We start from the raw sequence: 17,487 nt of genomic DNA, 5'->3' as shown, positions 1-17,487 counted from the left end.
TCGAGCATGCGGCCCGGAACCGGAAGGGTATTGAACAAATTCGCACCGGTATGCCGAGCGAATGGCCGACAACCGTCTGTGAGCTGGGGGCTTGCGCGGCCCAGCATGTGTTCACGACGAACGCACCCGAACCACCGGCGCGGCAGCGCAGGAGAGGACCCGCCGTGCGCGATCGCAGCTGCTCCGCCGGACCCTTCGAGTGGACGCGGGACACCCCTTCCTCACGGCTGGCCCCGGGTGTTCGCGGCTACCGGGGCTACCGGATCCCGCTGCACCGACCGTACGAGCGGCTGCACGTGCCGGGTGGCACGGTCACGCTCACCGTGCTGTTCGGGGGCGGGATGCGGGTCTCCTCCCGGCCGGGCGCCGGCGACGGGTGCACGGGGGTGGCCTCCGCGTCCCTGGCGGGGTTGCACACCCGGGCCCGGACCAGCGAGTACAGCGGCCCGGTGCACGGGCTGGAGGTCGCGTTCGCACCGTGGGCGGCGTTCCGCGTGTTCGGGGTGCCGATGCACGGGCTCACGGACACCGTGGTGCACCCCCGGGAGCTGCTCGGCGCGCGTTTCGACGGGCTCGCCGGGGAGTTGGCGGCGGCCGGGGACTGGCCCGCGTGCTTCCGGCGGCTCGACGGCGCGCTCGCCCGGTGGGCGGAGGCGGGCCCGGCGTACTCGCCGGGGGTGGTGTGGGCGTGGCGCGAGTTGGAGCGCACGGGGGGTCGGATCCCGATCCGGCGGCTGGTGGAGGGCAGCGAGTGGGGGTGGCGGGCGCTGGAGAATCGTTTCCGTGACCAGGTGGGCGTGCCACCGAAGACCGTGGCCCGGATCCTGCGGCTGCGCCGCACGGTGCACCTGCTGCGCGCGGGCCGGCCCCCCGCCGAGGTGGCCGCCCTCTGCGGGTACAGCGACCAGGCCCACCTGGCCCGCGAGGTCAAACGCATGACGGGCCACACCCCGGCCCTCCTGCGCACCGGAACCCCGAGCGCCTGAGTCCCGCGCACCCGTGCCGGAGCGGCGTGGTCACGCCGAACGCGGAGAGACCGGGCCGGCGGGGCGGGTGTGGTCTCGCAGTGGGCGTGTGTCGGGTCAGTGGGGTGGGGTGTGTGCGGCGGCGTCGCGGCCGTAGCGGGTGAGGAAGCGCGCGAACTGCACGCGGTCCGCGTCGTCCCAGTGGGCGGTGATCTCCTCGAAGGCGCGGCGCTGCTCGGTGGCGTAGCCCCGGCGGGCCGCTTCCCCGGCGTCGGTGAGTTCGAGCAGGCTGCTGCGGCCGTCGTGCTGGGAGGCGACGCGGCGGAGCAGACCGTCCGCGATGCAGGCCGCGACGGCGCGGCTGGCGACGGGCTGGGCGACGCCCATCTCCTCGGCGACCCCGCCCACGGTGATCCGGCCGGCCGCGTCCGAGACCACGTTCAGGACGATGTTGCGGGTCAGGTCCCCCCGGCCGGCGCCGACGCGGCGGCGCAGCCTGGACAGCGCGGGGCCGACGTTGTCGAGGAGATGCAGGGCGCGAACACGCGGGACCGGCGCGCGGCGATCGCCGAGGACGACGCGGTGGCCGACGTGCGCTCCTCGGGGTTCGCCCTGCCCCCGCCGGGCGGGCACCCGAGCGAGCTGTTCCCCCCCGGACTTCGACCCCGGCCGGCGCGCCGGCGGCGGCCGGGACGGCGGCCCCGGGCGGCGGGCAGGGCGAGGGGCGCCGGGGTGAGCCGCCCTACCACCCCGACGCCACCGGCCCCGAGGCCGCGGCGGCCTCCGTCCCGCGCCTGATCGCGCACGGCTCGGACTACGTGAAGTTCATGATCGACGACGGCAGCGTCGAGGGGCACCCGGGACTGCCCGTGCTCGACCGGGCGAGGCTGAACGCCGGTGTCGCCGCCGCGAAGCGGCACGGCGTGCTGACCGTCGCCCACGCGTTGACCATCGACGCCACCCGCATGGCGATCGAGGCGGGCGTCGACGGCCTGGCGCACCTCTTCGTCGAGCCGCCCACCGAGGAGATCATCGGCATGATCAGGGACGCCGGGGCCTTCGTCGTGCCGTGCACGGTGTTGAACGCGTCCATGATGGGCATCACCGGCGGCGAACTGGCCGACGACCCGCGCGTGGCCTCGCGGCTGGACGAGGACTGGGACGCCACGCTGCGTTCCTGCTTCGGGCACTACCCGCAGGGCCGGTTCCAGGACGTCCTGGACAGCGTGCGAGCCCTGGCCGACGCGGGCGTGGACCTGCTGGTGGGCACCGACGCCTCCCAGCCGATGTCGTTCCTGGGCGGGGTCGCGCACGGTGCCGCTGTGCACCAGGAGCTGCGGCACCTCGTGGCGGCCGGCCTCGCCCCGGCGGCGGCGCTGCGGGCGGCCACCGCCACGCCCGCCCGCCGCTTCCGGCTCTCCGACCGCGGCCGGATCGCCGAGGGTCTGCGCGCCGACCTGCTGCTGGTCGACGGCGACCCCACCACCGACATCGGGGACACGCTCAACACCCGCGCGGTGTGGCGCCGCGGCACCCGCCTGGCCGCCTGAACCCCCGCGCGTCGGCCGAGCGCGGGGGCCTGCCGCTCAGACGTGGCCGCCGAAGTACACCTCGGTTCGCGCGATGCGGCCGTCGCGGACCAGGATCGCCTCGGTGTTGCGGTGGCGGACGCCGGTGCGCAGCTCGTACTCGTAGCGCACCAGGACCAGTTCGCCGCCGCCCTCCGGGCCGGCCGGCACGATCTGGAGCATCCGTTGCCAGGCCACCCGCGTGGCGGTCGGGAAGCAGCGGTCGAAGAAGGCCGCCCGGTCGATCGCGTCGTCCTGGGGGCTGGTGAAGGTGAAGTCCTCCGCGTACAGGGGTTCCGCCGCCGCCCGGTCCCCGGCCAGGTAGCACCGGAACACCTCGTCCACGAGCCGCACCGCTGCCGCCCCCGTGTCCCTGCCGTTCACGCGCGCCCTCCTCTCGTCCGACTCCCACTCCACCACGCCCCGCGCACCACCGCCGGCCCACCGCGGCGGGCCGGCACACCGTGCGCTCACGCTCCCGAACACCCCCTGGGGCACGGTTCCACCAGGTGGGCGCACGGGACCGGGGGGACGGGCCTCGGTCGGGCCCGGGGTCGAGGGGTGTTGACGGAGGGGGTACATTACGGAACGACCACCGCGGGAGCTCGGGAGCAGCCGGGCTGAGAGGACGGACGGGACTTGTTCCCCTTTCCGTCGACCGCATGAACCTGGACCGGGTAATGCCGGCGTAGGAAGAGTGTTGACGATGGATGCTGCCCTCGTGCGTGCCCGGCAGGGTACGACCGTTTCCCCTGAGGCCGTGGCCGACGTGATCGCGTCGCTGCGGGATTCCGCTCCGCTGGTGCACTGCCTGACCAATGTCGTGGTGTCGCAGTTCACCGCGAACGTGCTGCTCGCGGCGGGGGCCGCCCCCGCGATGGTGCACAGCGCGGAGGAGGCCGGCGCGCTGGCCCGGGTGGCCGGCGGCGTCCTGGTCAACCTGGGGACGGTCACGTCCGTGACGGCGGAGGCGATGCGCGTCGCGGTGACGGAGGCGGCCGGGGCCGGGCGGCCGTGGGTGCTCGACCCGGTGGCGGTCGGCCCGCTGCCCTGGCGTACCGAACTGGCCCACGAGCTGCTGGCGAGCGCTGCCCCGACCGTCATCCGCGGCAACGCCTCCGAGATCCTGGCGCTGGGCGGCGGGACCGGCGGGCGGGGCGTGGACAGCACGGACTCCCCCGAGGCGGCGCTGGACGCGGCCGACGCGCTGGCCCGGCGGCACGGTTGCGCCGTGGCGGTGAGCGGCCCGGTGGACGTGCTCACGGACGGGTCGCGGGTGGTGCGCCTGGGCAACGGGCACGCGCTGCTGCCGCTGGTGACGGGTACGGGCTGCGCGCTGGGCGCGCTGGTGGCCGCCTGCACGGCCGTCACCGACGACGCGCTGCTGGCCGCCACCGCGGCGACCGGGCTGCTCACCGTGGCCGCCCAGGACGCCGCCGCCCGCTCGGCGGGCCCGGGCACGTTCGCGGTCGCGTTGATCGACGCGCTGTACGAACTCGGCCCGCAGCGGCTCGCCGAGGCCCTCGACCTGCGCTGAACCGTGCGCGGGCCGCGCGGCGCCCCGCGGGCGGACCTGCCCGCGTCGGCCGGCGTGTCCGCGCACGGGCCGATCCGGGCCGGGGCGGATCCGGCCTGGTCCGGCCGGGCCCGCGCGTCGGGTCCGTCGTCTCTCCACCGCCCGCAACCCGCCATCTGTCCCTGTGCCTGTGCCTGTCCCCCGAACCGTTCCGATCCGTTTTCCGTGCCCTTCGCGGCCGGGAGCGCTCCGAGGACCCACCCATGCGATCTCCTCTCGACCTGTCCCTCTATCTCGTGACCGACACCCGGCTCTGTGGTGAGCGCGGTGTCGCCGCCACCGTGGCGGCGGCCGTCAAGGGCGGTGTCACCGCCGTCCAGTTGCGCGATCCGGACGCCGACGCCCGCGCGTTGTTCGCGCTCGGCCGGGCGATCCAGGGCGAACTCGCGGGCACCGGCGTCCCCCTGATCGTCAACGACCGCCTGGACGTGGCGCTCTGGTTGGGCGCGGACGGGGTGCACCTCGGGCAGCGGGACGTGGCCCCCGAGGTGGCCCGCCGTCTGCTCGGTCCGCGCGCGTTCGTGGGCCTGTCGGTCAGTCGCCCGGAGCAGTTGGCGCACGTGTCGGAGGCCGTCGACCACCTCGGGGTCGGCCCGGTGTTCCCGCAGTCCACCAAGCCCGACGCCGACGCCCCGCTCGGGCTGGACGGGCTGGCCCGGATCGTCCGGGAGAGCCCGCTGCCGTGCGTGGCCATCGGCGGTATCGGCGTGTCGGAGGCCGCCGCGGTCGTGGGGCGCGGCGCGGCCGGCGTCGCCGTCGTCAGCGCGGTCTGCGGACGCCCCGATCCCGAGGCCGCCGCCCGTTCCCTCGTCCACGCCCTGCACCAGGAGGTCTCCGCGTGAGCATCCCGCCCAACGTCCTCAGCATCGCCGCCAGTGACCCGTCCGGGGGTGCCGGGATCCAGGCCGACCTGAAGGCGTTCTCCGCCAACGGCGCCTACGGCATGGCGGTGCTGACCGCCCTGACCGCTCAGAACACGCGGGGCGTCACCGGCATCCACGCCGTCCCGCCGGCTTTCGTCACCGAGCAGCTCGACACGCTCTTCGCCGACGTGCCGCCGGCGGCGGTCAAGATCGGCATGCTCGCCGACGCGGGCATCGCCGAGGCCGTCGCGGACGCCCTGGAGCGGCACCGGCCCCTGTACGTGGTCCTCGACCCCGTCATGGTCTCGACCAGCGGCCACCGTCTGCTGGAGGCCGACGCGGTCGCGGTGCTGCGCGAGCGCCTCCTGCCGCTGGCCGACCTGATCACCCCCAACCTGCCCGAGGCCGGGGACCTCCTCGGCACGGCCGCCGCCGCGAACCGCGCGGAGGCCGTCGAGCAGGCGCACGCCCTGTTGAAGACGGGCGTGCGACGCGTCCTGCTCAAGGGCGGGCACCACACGCACGACGCCGAGTCCGTGGACGTCCTCGTCGACGGCTCCCGGGGCGCGGACGGCGCGGTCGTCACCGAGTTGTCCGCGCCCCGCGTGAACACGCGCAACACCCACGGCACCGGCTGCACCCTCTCCGCCGCGATCGCCGCCCTCCGCCCCCGGCACGAGGACTGGCCGACCGCCGTCCGCGCCGCCAAGGAGTACCTCACCGGGGCCCTGCGCGCGGCCGACACCCTGCGGGTCGGTCACGGCCACGGCCCCGTCCACCACTTCCACCAGTACTGGAGCTGAGCCCCATGACCACGACGACGTTCTGTGACGAGCTGTGGACGTCCACGGCCGGGACACGCGCCGCCATCGACCGGCTGCCGTTCGTCACCGGCCTCGGCGACGGCACCCTGGACCGGGAGAAGTTCGTCTACTACCTGGCCCAGGACGCCCACTACCTGCGCGACTACGCCCGCGCGCTGGCCGCCGCGGCCGTGAAGGCGGACCGGCCCGAGGACATCGCGTTCTTCGCGAAGTCCGCGCACGACGCCGTCGTCGTGGAGAGCTCCCTGCACGAGAGCAACGTCGTCGACGTCGACGCCTGGACGCCCTCCCCCACCTGCACCGGGTACACCTCCTACCTGCTGTCCGTGGCCCACACCCAGGGCTACGCCGAGCTGGCGGCCGCGGTCCTGCCCTGCTTCTGGATCTACGCCGAGGTGGGCCGGGTACTCCTGGAGCAGGCCGGGGACCTCGCCGTGCACCCGTACGGGGACTGGATCGGCACGTACGCCGACCCGGAGTTCGAGGCCGCGACCGAGCACGCCCGACAGATCGTGAACCGGCTGGCGGACCAGGCCGACCCGGCGACCCGCGCGCGGATGCTCACGGCGTTCGGCACGGCGTCCACCTGGGAGTGGATGTTCTGGGACGCCGCCTGGCGCACCGAGTCATGGCCCGTCGGCGCCGTTCCCGCCCAGGTCTCGGAGCCCGCGAAGTGACGACCACCACCGAATCCGACGCCGCGAGACCGAACCCGAACCCGAGCTCGGCGCCGACGCCGGCGCCGGCGAACGAGGCGCCGCTCACGCTCGACGAGCCCGCGCCGAAGATCCTGACGGGCCTGGACCAGGGCACCTTCTGGGCGAACCTGGGCGTCAGCCTGCTCGGCTTCAGCGGGATGCTGGTGGTCCTGGACCCCCTGGGCACCGGCAGTCCGACCCTCTCGTTCACCGCCGCCGTCACCGCGTCCGTCGTGGGCACCCTGATCGGCACCTTCGCGCTGGGTCTGGCCGCCGTCACCGGGGCCCGCACCGGCGCCCCGTCGATGGTGCTGCTGCGCGGCCTGTTCGGGGCGAAGGCGTCCTATCTGCCCACGGTGCTCAACGCGCTCCAGATGGTCGGCTGGGCCGTGTTCGAGCTGGTGGTCATCTCCACCGGCCTGCAGATCCTGGCCCGGCAGGTCTTCGGCGACCCGGGCCCGGGCTGGCTGTACGTGCTCGTCGCGGGCGTGGTGACGACCGCCCTCACGCTCCGGCCGCTCGGCGCCCTGCGGCTGATCCGCCGCTACGTCACGGTCGCCGTCGTGCTCGCCGTGCTCTACCTGGGCTGGGACCTCGCGGGGCGGGGCATCCCGATGGAGGGCGGGTCCTGGAAGGACTTCTGGTTCGCCACGGACAGCGTGATCGCCGTCTCGATCTCGTGGCTGCCGCTGGTCGCCGACTATTCGCGGCACTCGCGCAGCGAGAAGGAGGCGTTCGGCGGGCTGGTCGTGGGCCAGACCCTGGCCGGGGTCGCGGGCTCGGTGCTCGGCGTGGCCGCGCTCGCCATGATCGCGTTCGACAGCACCGACCCGTACAAGGTCTTCGACCCGTTCACCGCGACCAGCGTCGGGGTGATCTGCTTCGGCGTCCTGGTGCTGCGCGAGGTCGACCAGTCCTTCGCCAACGTGTACTCCACCGCCGTCTCCGCCCAGAACCTGCTGCCGCGCGCGGACCGGCGCGTGCTGTGCCTGATCAGCGGCGCGCTGGCCACGGGGCTGGCGCTGCTGGTGAACATGGACAGCTACGCCAGCTTCCTGTACCTGATCGGCGCGGTGTTCATCCCGATGTTCGCCGTCCTCGTCGTGGACTTCTTCGTGCTCGGCGGGCACCGCACCTGGGACGTCTCCGAGCAGGCCCCGACCCGGTGGGTCATGTTGCTGCCGTGGGCGCTCGGTTTCGCCACGTACCAGCTGATCGCGCCGACGAACATCGCGGGCTGGTCCGACTTCTGGGCCTGGCTGCAGGGGGCCGTGGGCCTCACCGTCCAGCCGTGGATGAGCGCCTCCCTGCTCTCCTTCGCGGTGGCCGCCCTCACCACCCTCGCGGTGGGTCGCGGCCGCCGCCGCGCCCCGGTGGCGGGCTCGGGCGCGGGCGCGGACCCGGTCGCCTCGACCGGGCGGCCCGCCGGGCGCTGACGGGCGTCGGCTCGGGCGTCGGCTCGGGCGGGGGTGCTCCGGGGGAGACACCCCCGCCCGGGCCGCGTTCGCGCGCGGCGGCGTGGCGAGGGCGCCGTCCCGCGCGGTGTCACGACATGCTGACCACGGGCGGGGCGCATCGGACCCCGGCCCCGTGCGCCGGCCCGTCCGGTGCCGATGGGAGTGGAGGCTGCCGTGGACGTTCAGGGCCTGCTCGACCGTGCGGAGATCGGTGGTCTTCTCGACCGGTACGCCCGCGTCTTCGACGTGCGGGACTTCGGCGCGGTGGTGCCGACGCTGTTCACCGCGGACTGCGCGGTGAACCTGCCGCCGGGCACGCACGAGGGCGTCGAGGGCCTGGACGCCTTCCTCGCCGCGGTGATGGCCCCGTTCGACCGAACCCAGCACGTATTCACCAACTACATCGTCGGCGTGCGCGGCGGTCGGGCCGACTACCGCGCCAACGCGCGGATCACCCATCTGATGAGCGCCACCGGAAGCCGGGTCGACGAGGTGTTCACCGTCGGCGCCGTGATCACCGGCACGGCGACCCGCACGGCCGAGGGCTGGCGGCTCTCGACCACCACCCTCGACCCGGTCTGGCGCGAGGGCGAGGGCCCCGGACCGGACATGCGGGTCTGAGACCTCGGCGGGGACGCGGAAACGGAGGGGCGTTTCGTGGTGGCAGCCGGCAGGGTGGGGTCCATGGCGAACGTCGAAGTGTCTCCCGGGCTCTCCCTCGCGTACGAGGGGTTCGGTGACCCCGGTGATCCGGCCGTCCTGCTCGTGATGGGCTTCGGGACGCAGATGCTGGGGTGGCACGAGGAGTTCTGCCGGGCGCTGGCCGCTCGCGGTCGGTACGTGATCCGGTACGACAACCGTGACTGTGGTCTGTCCACCCGCTTCGACGAGCACCCGGTGGACCTGGGGAGGTTCATCGGCGCCGTGAGCTCGGGAGACATCCCGGCCGCCCTGGCGATGATCCCGTACCGGCTCGCCGACATGGCCGACGACGGCCTGGGACTGCTCACCGCGTTGGGCGTCGAACGCGCCCACGTGGTCGGCTCCTCGATGGGCGGCATGATCGCCCAGACGATGGCCGTCCGCTCCCCGGAACGGGTGCTGACGCTGACCTCGATGATGTCCTCGACCGGCGAGAGCGATTACGGCCGGGCCGCCCCGGAGGCCCAGGCGGTGCTGTTCGCGCCGAGGCCCGCGGACCGCGAGGGGTACGTCGCGTCGGCGGAGCGGGAGCTGGTGTGGGCGTCCAAGCGCCACGGCGACGCCGCCGTGCTGCGCGAGGCGGCCGCCGCGGCCTACGACCGGGCCCACCACCCGGCGGGGATCGCGCGGCAGCTCGGCGCGATGGTCCTCGCCGGATCGCGCGCGGAGGAGCTGCGCGCGCTGCGGGTGCCGACACTGGTGATCCACGGCCTGGACGACACCCTCATCGACCCCAGCGGCGGAGAACGCACCGCCGAGCTGGTGCCCGGCGCCGAACTCCTGCTGATCCCCGACATGGGCCACGACCGGCCCCGCGCACTGTGGCCCACGCTGATCGACGCCCTGGTCGCCCACACCGGCCGAACCCCGCGGGACACGCTCCGGCCGTGACGGGGCGGGGCGTGTCGAGCCGGGGCGTGACGGGGCGGCGCCGGGTGTGGGCCCCGGGGCTCAGGGGCGGGCGGCCGCGGCGGCGACGATCCAGTTGCGGAACTCGACGGCGTAGTGGCGCAGGTGGTGCTCCAGGACCTCGTCCGGGCAGGTGACGGGGAAGTAGACGGTCAGGCTGGAGGTGAACCCGTCGGCCGTGTCGCCGAACTGGATCAGGGCCCGCCCGACGACGGTGCCGTCGGCGAGGAACAGGTTGGAGGACATCTTGCGCGGGAACTCCGACTCCGGGAGCAGCTCGGCGGCGTCCTCGGCCCAGTCCAGCGCGGCGGTGCCCCAGCCTCCCATGTAGAAGGAGGCGACGTGCGGGCCGATGTTCTCCACCACGCGCGCGCCGATCTCGTCGGTGCCCATCGCGTAGTGCTCGGGGTGCGCCGCGAGCAGCGGCCGCTCGTCGCCGGCGAAGGCCGCGTCCATCCAGGTCAGGAACTCCGCCGAGGTCAGTCCCCGCGTGGCGAGCACGGTGGTGCCGCCCTTGAAGGCGCCGTCGGAGGTGCGGGCGTGCTCGCGCAGGACGGCGTTGCCCTCCTCGATGTCCTCGGCCAGCAGGTCGAGGATGCCTTGGCGGCCCAGCAGCGTGCGGAAGCGGTCCACCGCGCGGCGGGCGTAGAACAGCTCGAACTCGTCGATGCTCCCGCCGCTGTGCGGTCCGGACGCGAGCGTCACGGTCACGGGCTCGGGGGTGCGGTCGTCGGTCGCGGTCATGGGTCACACCTCTCGCTCATTATGTGAATGCGAATTCGCGTTCACATAATGAGGGTACGCCTCGGGCCTCGACGGTTGTCAAGCGGGCGGGCGGGGGCGGTCGATCGGTTGGCGGGCGGGCGGTCGCCGGGGCAGGCGGCCGGAGCTGCGCCGATAGCATGCGGGACATGAGCAACGAGCCGGAGCCGTCGGCGTCCTACCGGGAACCCCAGCAGGCCCGCAGCGCCGCCACCCTGGCGCGGGTGCTGCGGGCGGCCGAGGAGATCGCCTCCACCACCGGCCTGGAGGAGATGACGATCGCCGGTGTCGCCAAACGCGCCGGCGTCGCCGTCGGGACGATCTACCGCCGCTTCGAGGACAAGGAACAGCTGATCGGCGCCCTGACCGAGCGGATGCTGGAACGCCGCGAGGAGTACGTCGCCGAGCGGCTGCGCGCCGCCGAACCCTCACTCGCCGGGGTCATGGACGCGTACGCGCACGCCCTGCTCCAATCCTTCGCCGATCACAGCGGCCTGTTCCCCGAACTGCTGCGCACGCGCGGCACCAGGTCCCTGGAGCGCGGGGCCCGCACCATCACCGAACTCCACCGCCTGCTCCTCGAAGCGGCGGCCCCCTACACCGACCAGGTCCGCCGCTCCGAGCCCCGGCAGGCCCTGGACACCGCCGCCCGCGCGATCCTCGGCGCCTGTTTCCACGACTCGCTGCGCCCCGACGCCGCGACCGGCGAGGCGGCCAGGCGCCGGTACGGTGACGAGCTCGGCGAGATGGCGCTCGCCTACCTCCTCACCCCCGACCGGGGCCACACCCCCGTGACCTGAGCCGCCACCCGGCCGCGCCCGTCCCCCGGCGCGGCGTTCGGCCGTGTCCGAACGGCGCGCGGAGCCGGTCCGCGTAGGCTGCCGCTTGCCCGCCCGGAGCCGGGCCGGCGAGGCGGGACGAGAGGGCACGCGCGTGTGGCACGACCTGATGCACCCGGACCTCTCCCTCCTGGAGAAGGCGGTCCGCACGGTCCTGGTGTACGTGCTGGTGCTGGTGTTGCTGCGATTGGGGGGCAAACGGGACCTGGCACAGCTCAACACCTTCGACCTGGTGGTGATGTTGCTGCTGGTGACGATCCTGCAGAACGCGGTGATCGGCTCCGACGACTCGGTGGCTGGGGCCGCGTTCGGCGCGTTCGTGCTGATCCTCGCCAACGGGCTCACGGTGAAGGCCACCATGGTGTCGGAGCGCTTCCGCCGCGTCGTCGAGGGCCGGCCGGTCACGCTGGTGCGGGACGGCACCTGGCTGCCCGAGGTCATCGGCCGCAACCGGCTGCGCCGCACCGACCTGGAGGTGGCCGTGCGCGCGCAGGGCGGCGACGCCGGCATCGAGGCCGACGAGGTCACGCTCCAGCCGAACGGGACCCTGCTGGTGACCCTGCGCAAGGGCGACCAAGGCGCCGACAAGAACGACGTGGCCGCCCTGAACGCCGAGCTCGTCCGGCTGCGCCGCGAGGTCGCCGAACTGCGCCGGGACATCGCCGCGCGCCCCTGACCCGGGGTCCCCTTGAGCCGCGCGCCCCTGAGCCGGGCGGCACTGACCCGCGTGCCCCCGACCCGTGCCGCCGCAGGGGGCGGCGGGGATGCGGGCGGGCCGGTCACGGGCGTGGCGGGTCGGGGTCCGACGGCGGTGTCGGGCGCGGGTCCTTCGTGTAGTTGTAGACCGTCGCCCGCGCGACGCCGAGCCGGTCGGCGATGAGTTGCGCGGAACCCCTGGTCTCGAAGAAGCCCTGGCGGTGCAGCCCCCGCACCAGTTCGCGCCGCTGGTCGCGGGTGAGGGCGCGCGGGGTGACGCCGCGCTCCGCCGCGAAGGAGTCGACGGCCGCCGCGAGTTCCCGGCCGCCGCGGTCGCGGAGGGTCTCCAGGGGCCCGTCGCCCTGTTCGGCGTCCGTGACGGCGTCCGTGACGGGGTCCGTGGCGACGAGGCGGGCCAGGGAGAGGGCCAGCGGGGACAGCGTGCTGACGTCCAGGTTCAGACACAGGGCGGCGATGTAGCGTCCCTCGGCGTTCTTGACGCCGATCGAGGTGCTCTTGGCCGGACGTCCGTCGGGGAAGCGGTTGTCGTAGTTCTGGACCACGTCCGGGTAGTCGGGGTCGGCGACGCGGCGCAGGCCGAGTTCGGTCGCGGGGTCGCCGACCCGCCGCCCGGACAGGTTGTTCTCGATGACGCGGACGGCGGCGTCGGGTCGGCGCAGATCGTGCAGGACGACCTCGCACAGGCCGGGGAACATGCGCCCGACGGCGACGGTGATGCGCTCGACCTCCCTCAGGAGGTGCTCGTCCCCGTCCGGCGGGGTGGCGGGGGCCGTCATCGGGTGCCGCCCGGTTCCCGGGCGTCGTCGCCGGGTCCGGCGAACACGCCGGCCATCCGTTCCGCGGACTTCAGCCCCGAACCGGTGAGCACGACGACGGTCGTCTCGCCCTCGGCGATCCGTCCGGTCCCGATGAAGTGGTCGAGGGTGGCCGCGGCGACGCTGCTGGTCGGCTCGGCGTACAGGCCCCGCGCGCTCAGCGCGCGGACGGCGGCGTGGATCTCCGCTTCGGGGACGGCGTGGGCGGCGCCGCCGGAACGACGGATGGCCTCCACGGCCTCGGGCAGCCGGACGGGGTGGGCGATGGACGCGCCCTCGGCGATCGTCGGCAGCCGCTCGCCGCGGGCGGCCGGGTCGAGGCCGTTGAAGGTGTCGGCGATGGTCGCCCAGTGCTCGGGCTGGCCGACGAACAGGCGCGGGCGCCGGTGGATCTGACCGGCGTCGAGCAGTTCGCCGAACGCGAGGTCGCAGCCGATGACGTTGCTGCCGGCCCCGGCCACCAGGACCACGTTGTCGGGCGCGGTGAAGCCGAGGGACTCCCACATCTCGTAGGCCACGGTCTTGGTGCCCTGGATGAACATGGGGTGCCAGTTGTGGCTGGCGTAGGGGATCTCCCGCGACTGGCGGATCGCCTCGGCCGCGACCTCGTCGCGGGTGCCGCCGACGAGTTCGATCTCGGCGCCGTAGGCGCGGGCCTGGAGGATCTTGGCGGCGGAGGTGGCGGCGGGCACGATGATCTTGGCACGGATGCCGGCGGCGGCCGCGTAGGCGGCGACGGCGGATCCGCCGTTGCCCGAGCTGTCCTCCAGCACGCGGGTGGCCCCGTGGGCCGCGAGGTGGGACATCATGACCGAGACGCCCCGGTCCTTGAAGCTGGAGGTCGGGTTGAACCACTCCAGCTTGAAGTGGACGCGCCGGCCGGCCCAGTCGAGCGGGATCATCGGCGTGCACCCCTCGCCCAGACTGACCCGGTGGGCGGCGGGGACGGGCAGGGCCGCCGCGTAGCGCCACAGCGAGCGTTCGGCGGTGTCGACGCGGTCGGGGCGCAGGCCCGGCAGCGGGCTTACCGCGAGCGGCCCGCCGTCCTCGCCCCGCCAGCGGGGCTCGTCCAGGGGGTAGCGCCGCCCGGACCGGTCGTGCAGGTCGGCGACGAGGGGCTGAGGTTCTGCGTTCATGGACTTTCCCGGCTTCCGCGGCTCGACGCGCTCCCGCCGACGCCTTCCGGCGCGCGGGCGCCTTCCCCCCGATCATAGACGGACTGTCCATGTGTGGACGATAAATCCAACCGGGGGGGTGGGTGTCGGCGCGCTCGGGGTCAGGGCCGCAATGGGTGCCGGACGAGGTCCGGGTGGGGCACGCCGACCTCGACGCGGTTCTCGTCCAGGCCGTTGACGATCAGCAGGGAGCCGGCCGCGAAGACGAACTCCACCGTCACCGTGTCGACCGCGAGGTCGGGCGTGGTGGGGCGCGACGCGAGGAGGGCCACCTCCCGCAGTTCCTCGCCGAGGAGCGGTGCGAGGCGCTCGTCGCCGTGGGACCACCGCGGGGTGAATGCGAACCACTCCCACCCGGTGACGGGCGCCGTCGTGTCGATCGTGTTCCAGCCGATCGAGAGCTCGTCGAACCTGTGGTGGCAGAGCTCCACCCGGACGCCCTCGAAGTCCAGCACCACCGGGCAGTCCGCGAGCACGCCCTCGTCCTCCGCGTACCGCACCAGCGCGGAACCCGTCAGCCGCCGCCCGACCAGCGCCGCGAGGCGCGCGCCGTGCTCCCGCCGGATCGCGTCCGCCCCGACCACGTACACCGGTTCGAAGCCGGAGATCCCCATGTCCACGACGCCCGAGTCTTCCCGCCCTCCGCCCCGCCGTCCACCGCGTTTCGACCGGAGCGGCCGCGCGCCCGGCCCCGGTCGTCAATGCCCGGGATGTGGCGGGGCGGTCGGTAGGGTCGAATCCTCTCCGTCCGCCGCGAAGCAGTGAGCCGGGTCCCATGCGCAGAAGACTCATCACCCGCCTGGGGCAGCGCCTGCGCCCGAGTCGCGAGGACCGGGTGCCGCCCGCCCCCCACCCCGTCTCGTTCACCGGGGAACCCCTGCTGTTCCGGCGGAGACGGCAACGGCAGGCGGACACGGTGACGCTGCCCGCCCGTGTCGTGGACGAGCCCGAATGGGCGCAGAGCCTCGCCGACGTGCTGTGCCGGCTGGGTGAGCTGCTGCTGCGGTCCGGCGCCTACACGGGTGAGGTGACGAACACGATCGACGACGTCGCGGCCCGCTACGGCATGCAGGTGCGCTCGTTCATCGTGCCCACCGGGCTGTTGGTGCGTCTGGGCACCCGGCCCGGCGGGCACGGCGGGGTCATCGACTTCATGCCGGTGCCCGGGCAGAACCTGCGCCTCGACCAGGTCCAGCGGCTCCACGACCTGGTGCGGCGGATGCGCGGGGAGGCCCTGCCGTTGGACGAGGCGCACGCCGAGCTGCGCCGGGTGCGGGAGCTGCCGCGGCAGACCTCGGCCCCGTTCGGCGTACTGGGCTACGTGATCCTCACGATCGGTCTGGGCATGATCCAGCACGCCACCCTGCCCGCCCTCCCCGGGTACGCGGTCCTGGGCCTCGGCGTCGGTGTCCTGCGCGAGATCGCCAAGCGGTACCCCGCCCTGGCCACCCTGCTGCCCGTCGTGGCCGCCGCCGGCGCGACCGCCGCGTGCGTGCGCTGGGCCGGACCGCTGCTCCACGAACAGCCGACGGCCCTGCTCATCGCCCCGCTGATCGCCTTCCTGCCCGGCACCGCCCTCACCATGGGCGCCATCGAACTGGCCACCGGGGCCATGCTGTCGGGAATCGCCCGGCTGGCGGGCGCCGCCAACGTGCTGCTGCTCCTGGCCCTGGGCATCCTGATCGGGACCTCCGTCGGCGGGTCCCATCCGCCCACCGGGGCCCCGCCCGCGCTGCTCGGGTCGTGGGCGGTGTGGACGGGTGTGCTGCTGCTCGGCCTCGGCTTCATCATCCGCGACTCGGCGCCCCGCGCCGCCGCCGGCTGGGTCCTGGCCGCCCTCCTGCTGGAACGCGCCGTCCAACTCGCCTCCGGGCACCTCGAAGGCCCGCTGTTCGGCGCGTTCGCCGCGGGGGTGACCCTGCCACCGCTCGCCGCGTACATCGCGCGCAGGACGCGGATCCCGAACCAGGTGATCTTCCTGCCCTCGTTCTGGATGCTCGTCCCCGGCTCCCTCGGCCTCAAGGGCGTCTCCGACCTGCTCCTCACCCGCACGACGAACGACATCGGCGTGCTGATCACGGCCGTGCTCACCGTCCTCGCGATCGCCCTCGGCGTCCTGGTCGGCGCGAACCTCCTGCGCCAGACCAAGATCGAGGTATCCCCCTACCCCCCGCCCGACGACCCACCCCCGGTCCGGGAGTAGGTGCCTACAGTGGCCGGATGGGAAACGGTTTCGGTGGTGGTGGGCGTGTTCTGTACCTGTCCAACGGGGGCACCACGGTCTTCGTGGAGGTGCTGATGCCGGCCGTGTCCGACCTCGCCGAGTCGGAGTGGGACCACCGGTTCGCCGCTCTGCTCAACCTCCAGGACCAGCGGGCGATGGGGCGGGGCGCCGTCGGTTTCGATCTGGAGGAGATCGACTGGGGCGAGACGGTCGAGGAGTGCGCGCGGGCGAAGGCGTTCGTGTTGCGGGCCGTGGACCTGGCCCTGACCCGTCACCGCTGGGACGAGTTGTCGTACGATCCCCCGTTCGCCCCGGACCATCTCCGGCGGTTCCGGGCCCTGGTGGACTCCTTCGACCCGGTGCCGGGCGACCCGCGCGCCGCGTGCTTCCCCGCTGCCCACGAGCGGGCCGTCGCCTGCTGCGTGCGACACCGGATCCTCACGGCCCTGCCGCTGTGGGACGGCTGCCTGTTCTGCGGGGAGGCCGACGAGGGCTGACGCTCGGTGGGGCGGGGCCGTGGGTCGGATCGGGGTGACGGGTCGGGGTGACGGGTCGGGTCGGGACAGGTCAGGTCAGGAGGGTGGTCGTGAATGTCGCGCGGTGGTCCGCGAGCCAGGTCTGGACGCGGTCCCAGCGCTCCCGTCCACCGCGCTCGACCCATGCCCGGACGTAGACGGGATCGCCGTCGGCCACGCGGCGCACCACGAAGGCCCGGCAGACCTCCGTGGCCCGCTCGATGACGAGCGGCAGCTCGGCCCGGTCCGCCGTCGGGAGGCCGTAGCCGTCGACGAGGATCCGCAGCCGTGCGGGGGCGTCCCGGGGCTCGGGGTGCGAGGCCGACGCGGACTCGGGATCGAGCATGGGCACCCAGTAGCGGGCGGCCATGGCGAGATCCCAGACGGGCCGGCCCGGGGCCGCCGAGTCGAAGTCGATGAGCGCCTCGGCGCGACCGTCACGGAAGACGACGTTCTCCGGGCACACGTCGTTGTGCACCAGCATCGTGCCGCCCTCCGGGTCGGCCAGGTCCGCGGGCCAGTCGACGCCGGTGTCGACCGGGAGGGCCGCGCTCGTGTCGTGCAGGCGCCGCAGCAGGCGCCCCACCGACGCGAGGGCGGCCGAGGTCAGGGCCCAGTCCGGGAACGGCGGCAAGGCCACGTCGCCGGGGACGAACGTCAGCCGCTCGCGCCCGTCCGCGGTGAGCCCGACGGGACTGGGCGCCCCGTCGAAACCGTGCGCCCTCAGGGCGCGGAGGTGGGCGTGGAGGGCGTGCGCGTGGCGCGGCGCCGGGCGCTCCACCAGCTCCCCCCGCCGGAGGACCGCCCCCGCGTTCGCCATCCCGCCGACCAGCGACTCGCGTTCACCGCCACCGTCGCCGTCACCGTCGTCCGTCATG

At 74.2% G+C, this 17,487-nt stretch carries 19 protein-coding genes, 1 pseudogene and 1 riboswitch; of the genes and pseudogenes, 13 read left to right on the top strand and 7 right to left on the bottom strand.

The window, feature by feature from the left end:
- Nucleotides 1-164 precede the first annotated feature (164 nt).
- Entirely contained in the window at nt 165-986 is an 822-nt protein-coding gene (locus ACN20G_RS35145; protein WP_424217318.1) for a helix-turn-helix domain-containing protein, read from the top strand.
- 96 nt (nt 987-1,082) lie between these two features.
- On the opposite strand, the gene ACN20G_RS35140 is transcribed toward ACN20G_RS35145, so the two are convergent.
- The gene (locus tag ACN20G_RS35140) at nt 1,083-1,499 is read right to left on the bottom strand and encodes a MarR family winged helix-turn-helix transcriptional regulator (RefSeq protein ID WP_424217451.1); all 417 of its coding nucleotides are present in this window, start codon (nt 1,497-1,499) and stop codon (nt 1,083-1,085) included.
- Here ACN20G_RS35140 and ACN20G_RS35135 point away from each other — a divergent pair.
- Nucleotides 1,491-2,515 (top strand): annotated as a pseudogene (locus tag ACN20G_RS35135) (amidohydrolase family protein); the annotation flags it as partial. The gene ACN20G_RS35140 and the pseudogene ACN20G_RS35135 sit on opposite strands and share 9 nt — an antisense overlap.
- Nucleotides 2,516-2,551: 36 nt before the next feature.
- Here ACN20G_RS35135 and ACN20G_RS35130 read toward each other — a convergent pair.
- On the bottom strand, nt 2,552-2,917 hold the full coding sequence (locus tag ACN20G_RS35130; protein WP_424217317.1) for a nuclear transport factor 2 family protein: 366 nt from the start codon (nt 2,915-2,917) through the stop codon (nt 2,552-2,554).
- Nucleotides 2,918-3,120: 203 nt separating this feature from the next.
- Nucleotides 3,121-3,246: riboswitch (TPP riboswitch) on the top strand.
- Nucleotides 3,247-3,293: 47 nt separating this feature from the next.
- Between ACN20G_RS35130 and thiM the strand changes: the two genes are divergently transcribed.
- The 7 genes from thiM to ACN20G_RS35095 all read left to right on the top strand — a co-directional run bounded on the left by thiM (nt 3,294) and on the right by ACN20G_RS35095 (nt 9,544).
- A complete protein-coding gene (gene thiM, locus ACN20G_RS35125) occupies nt 3,294-4,070 on the top strand; it encodes a hydroxyethylthiazole kinase (RefSeq protein ID WP_424217316.1) in 777 nt (258 codons plus the stop codon).
- A gap of 242 nt (nt 4,071-4,312) precedes the next feature.
- Nucleotides 4,313-4,951: a thiamine phosphate synthase gene (gene thiE / locus ACN20G_RS35120; RefSeq protein WP_424217315.1), complete on the top strand. Its 639-nt coding sequence runs from the start codon at nt 4,313-4,315 to the stop codon at nt 4,949-4,951.
- Between the two features lie 2 nt (nt 4,952-4,953).
- Nucleotides 4,954-5,775 carry a bifunctional hydroxymethylpyrimidine kinase/phosphomethylpyrimidine kinase gene (gene thiD / locus ACN20G_RS35115; RefSeq protein ID WP_424217450.1) on the top strand — a complete coding sequence of 274 codons (822 nt, stop codon included), beginning with the start codon at nt 4,954-4,956 and terminating at the stop codon, nt 5,773-5,775.
- Nucleotides 5,776-5,780: 5 nt separating this feature from the next.
- The gene (tenA, locus tag ACN20G_RS35110; RefSeq protein WP_424217314.1) at nt 5,781-6,473 is read left to right on the top strand and encodes a thiaminase II; all 693 of its coding nucleotides are present in this window, start codon (nt 5,781-5,783) and stop codon (nt 6,471-6,473) included.
- The gene (locus ACN20G_RS35105; RefSeq protein WP_424217313.1) at nt 6,470-7,930 is read left to right on the top strand and encodes a purine-cytosine permease family protein; all 1,461 of its coding nucleotides are present in this window, start codon (nt 6,470-6,472) and stop codon (nt 7,928-7,930) included. The genes tenA and ACN20G_RS35105 overlap by 4 nt, the downstream gene beginning before the upstream one ends.
- Before the next feature lie 195 nt (nt 7,931-8,125).
- On the top strand, nt 8,126-8,572 hold the full coding sequence (locus tag ACN20G_RS35100) for a nuclear transport factor 2 family protein (RefSeq protein WP_424217312.1): 447 nt from the start codon (nt 8,126-8,128) through the stop codon (nt 8,570-8,572).
- Nucleotides 8,573-8,635: 63 nt separating this feature from the next.
- Nucleotides 8,636-9,544: an alpha/beta fold hydrolase gene (locus tag ACN20G_RS35095; protein ID WP_424217311.1), complete on the top strand. Its 909-nt coding sequence runs from the start codon at nt 8,636-8,638 to the stop codon at nt 9,542-9,544.
- 60 nt (nt 9,545-9,604) lie between these two features.
- Here ACN20G_RS35095 and ACN20G_RS35090 read toward each other — a convergent pair whose 3' ends face one another.
- Nucleotides 9,605-10,306 (bottom strand): hypothetical protein, encoded by a 702-nt coding sequence (locus tag ACN20G_RS35090; protein ID WP_424217310.1) that lies wholly within the window; start codon nt 10,304-10,306, stop codon nt 9,605-9,607.
- Nucleotides 10,307-10,473: 167 nt separating this feature from the next.
- On the opposite strand from ACN20G_RS35090, the gene ACN20G_RS35085 reads away from it, so the two are divergent.
- Nucleotides 10,474-11,124 (top strand): TetR/AcrR family transcriptional regulator, encoded by a 651-nt coding sequence (locus tag ACN20G_RS35085; protein ID WP_424217309.1) that lies wholly within the window; start codon nt 10,474-10,476, stop codon nt 11,122-11,124.
- A 133-nt stretch (nt 11,125-11,257) separates the two neighbouring features.
- The gene (locus ACN20G_RS35080; RefSeq protein ID WP_424217308.1) at nt 11,258-11,839 is read left to right on the top strand and encodes a DUF421 domain-containing protein; all 582 of its coding nucleotides are present in this window, start codon (nt 11,258-11,260) and stop codon (nt 11,837-11,839) included.
- Nucleotides 11,840-11,942: 103 nt separating this feature from the next.
- Here ACN20G_RS35080 and ACN20G_RS35075 read toward each other — a convergent pair whose 3' ends face one another.
- From ACN20G_RS35075 to ACN20G_RS35065, 3 genes are all read right to left on the bottom strand, one after another.
- The gene (locus ACN20G_RS35075; RefSeq protein WP_424217307.1) at nt 11,943-12,656 is read right to left on the bottom strand and encodes a helix-turn-helix transcriptional regulator; all 714 of its coding nucleotides are present in this window, start codon (nt 12,654-12,656) and stop codon (nt 11,943-11,945) included.
- Nucleotides 12,653-13,831, bottom strand: a complete 1,179-nt coding sequence (locus ACN20G_RS35070) for a threonine synthase (protein ID WP_424217306.1) — start codon at nt 13,829-13,831, stop codon at nt 12,653-12,655. Before ACN20G_RS35070 ends, ACN20G_RS35075 begins: the two co-directional genes overlap by 4 nt.
- A gap of 140 nt (nt 13,832-13,971) precedes the next feature.
- A complete protein-coding gene (locus ACN20G_RS35065; RefSeq protein WP_424217449.1) occupies nt 13,972-14,484 on the bottom strand; it encodes a hypothetical protein in 513 nt (170 codons plus the stop codon).
- Between the two features lie 161 nt (nt 14,485-14,645).
- On the opposite strand from ACN20G_RS35065, the gene ACN20G_RS35060 reads away from it, so the two are divergent.
- Together ACN20G_RS35060 and ACN20G_RS35055 are read left to right on the top strand one after the other, a co-directional pair.
- Nucleotides 14,646-16,073 carry a threonine/serine ThrE exporter family protein gene (locus tag ACN20G_RS35060; protein WP_424217305.1) on the top strand — a complete coding sequence of 476 codons (1,428 nt, stop codon included), beginning with the start codon at nt 14,646-14,648 and terminating at the stop codon, nt 16,071-16,073.
- Between the two features lie 17 nt (nt 16,074-16,090).
- Nucleotides 16,091-16,591: a hypothetical protein gene (locus tag ACN20G_RS35055; RefSeq protein ID WP_424217304.1), complete on the top strand. Its 501-nt coding sequence runs from the start codon at nt 16,091-16,093 to the stop codon at nt 16,589-16,591.
- A 70-nt stretch (nt 16,592-16,661) separates the two neighbouring features.
- On the opposite strand, the gene ACN20G_RS35050 is transcribed toward ACN20G_RS35055, so the two are convergent.
- A complete protein-coding gene (locus tag ACN20G_RS35050; RefSeq protein ID WP_424217303.1) occupies nt 16,662-17,486 on the bottom strand; it encodes a phosphotransferase in 825 nt (274 codons plus the stop codon).
- Nucleotide 17,487: the final 1 nt, after the last annotated feature.

Origin of the sequence: Streptomyces dryopteridis, assembly GCF_049606955.1 — a bacterium.
Classification (GTDB): Bacteria; Actinomycetota; Actinomycetes; order Streptomycetales; family Streptomycetaceae; genus Streptomyces.
Note: the sequence above shows the minus strand (reverse complement) of the source record. Positions and strands in the feature narration are given on the sequence as shown.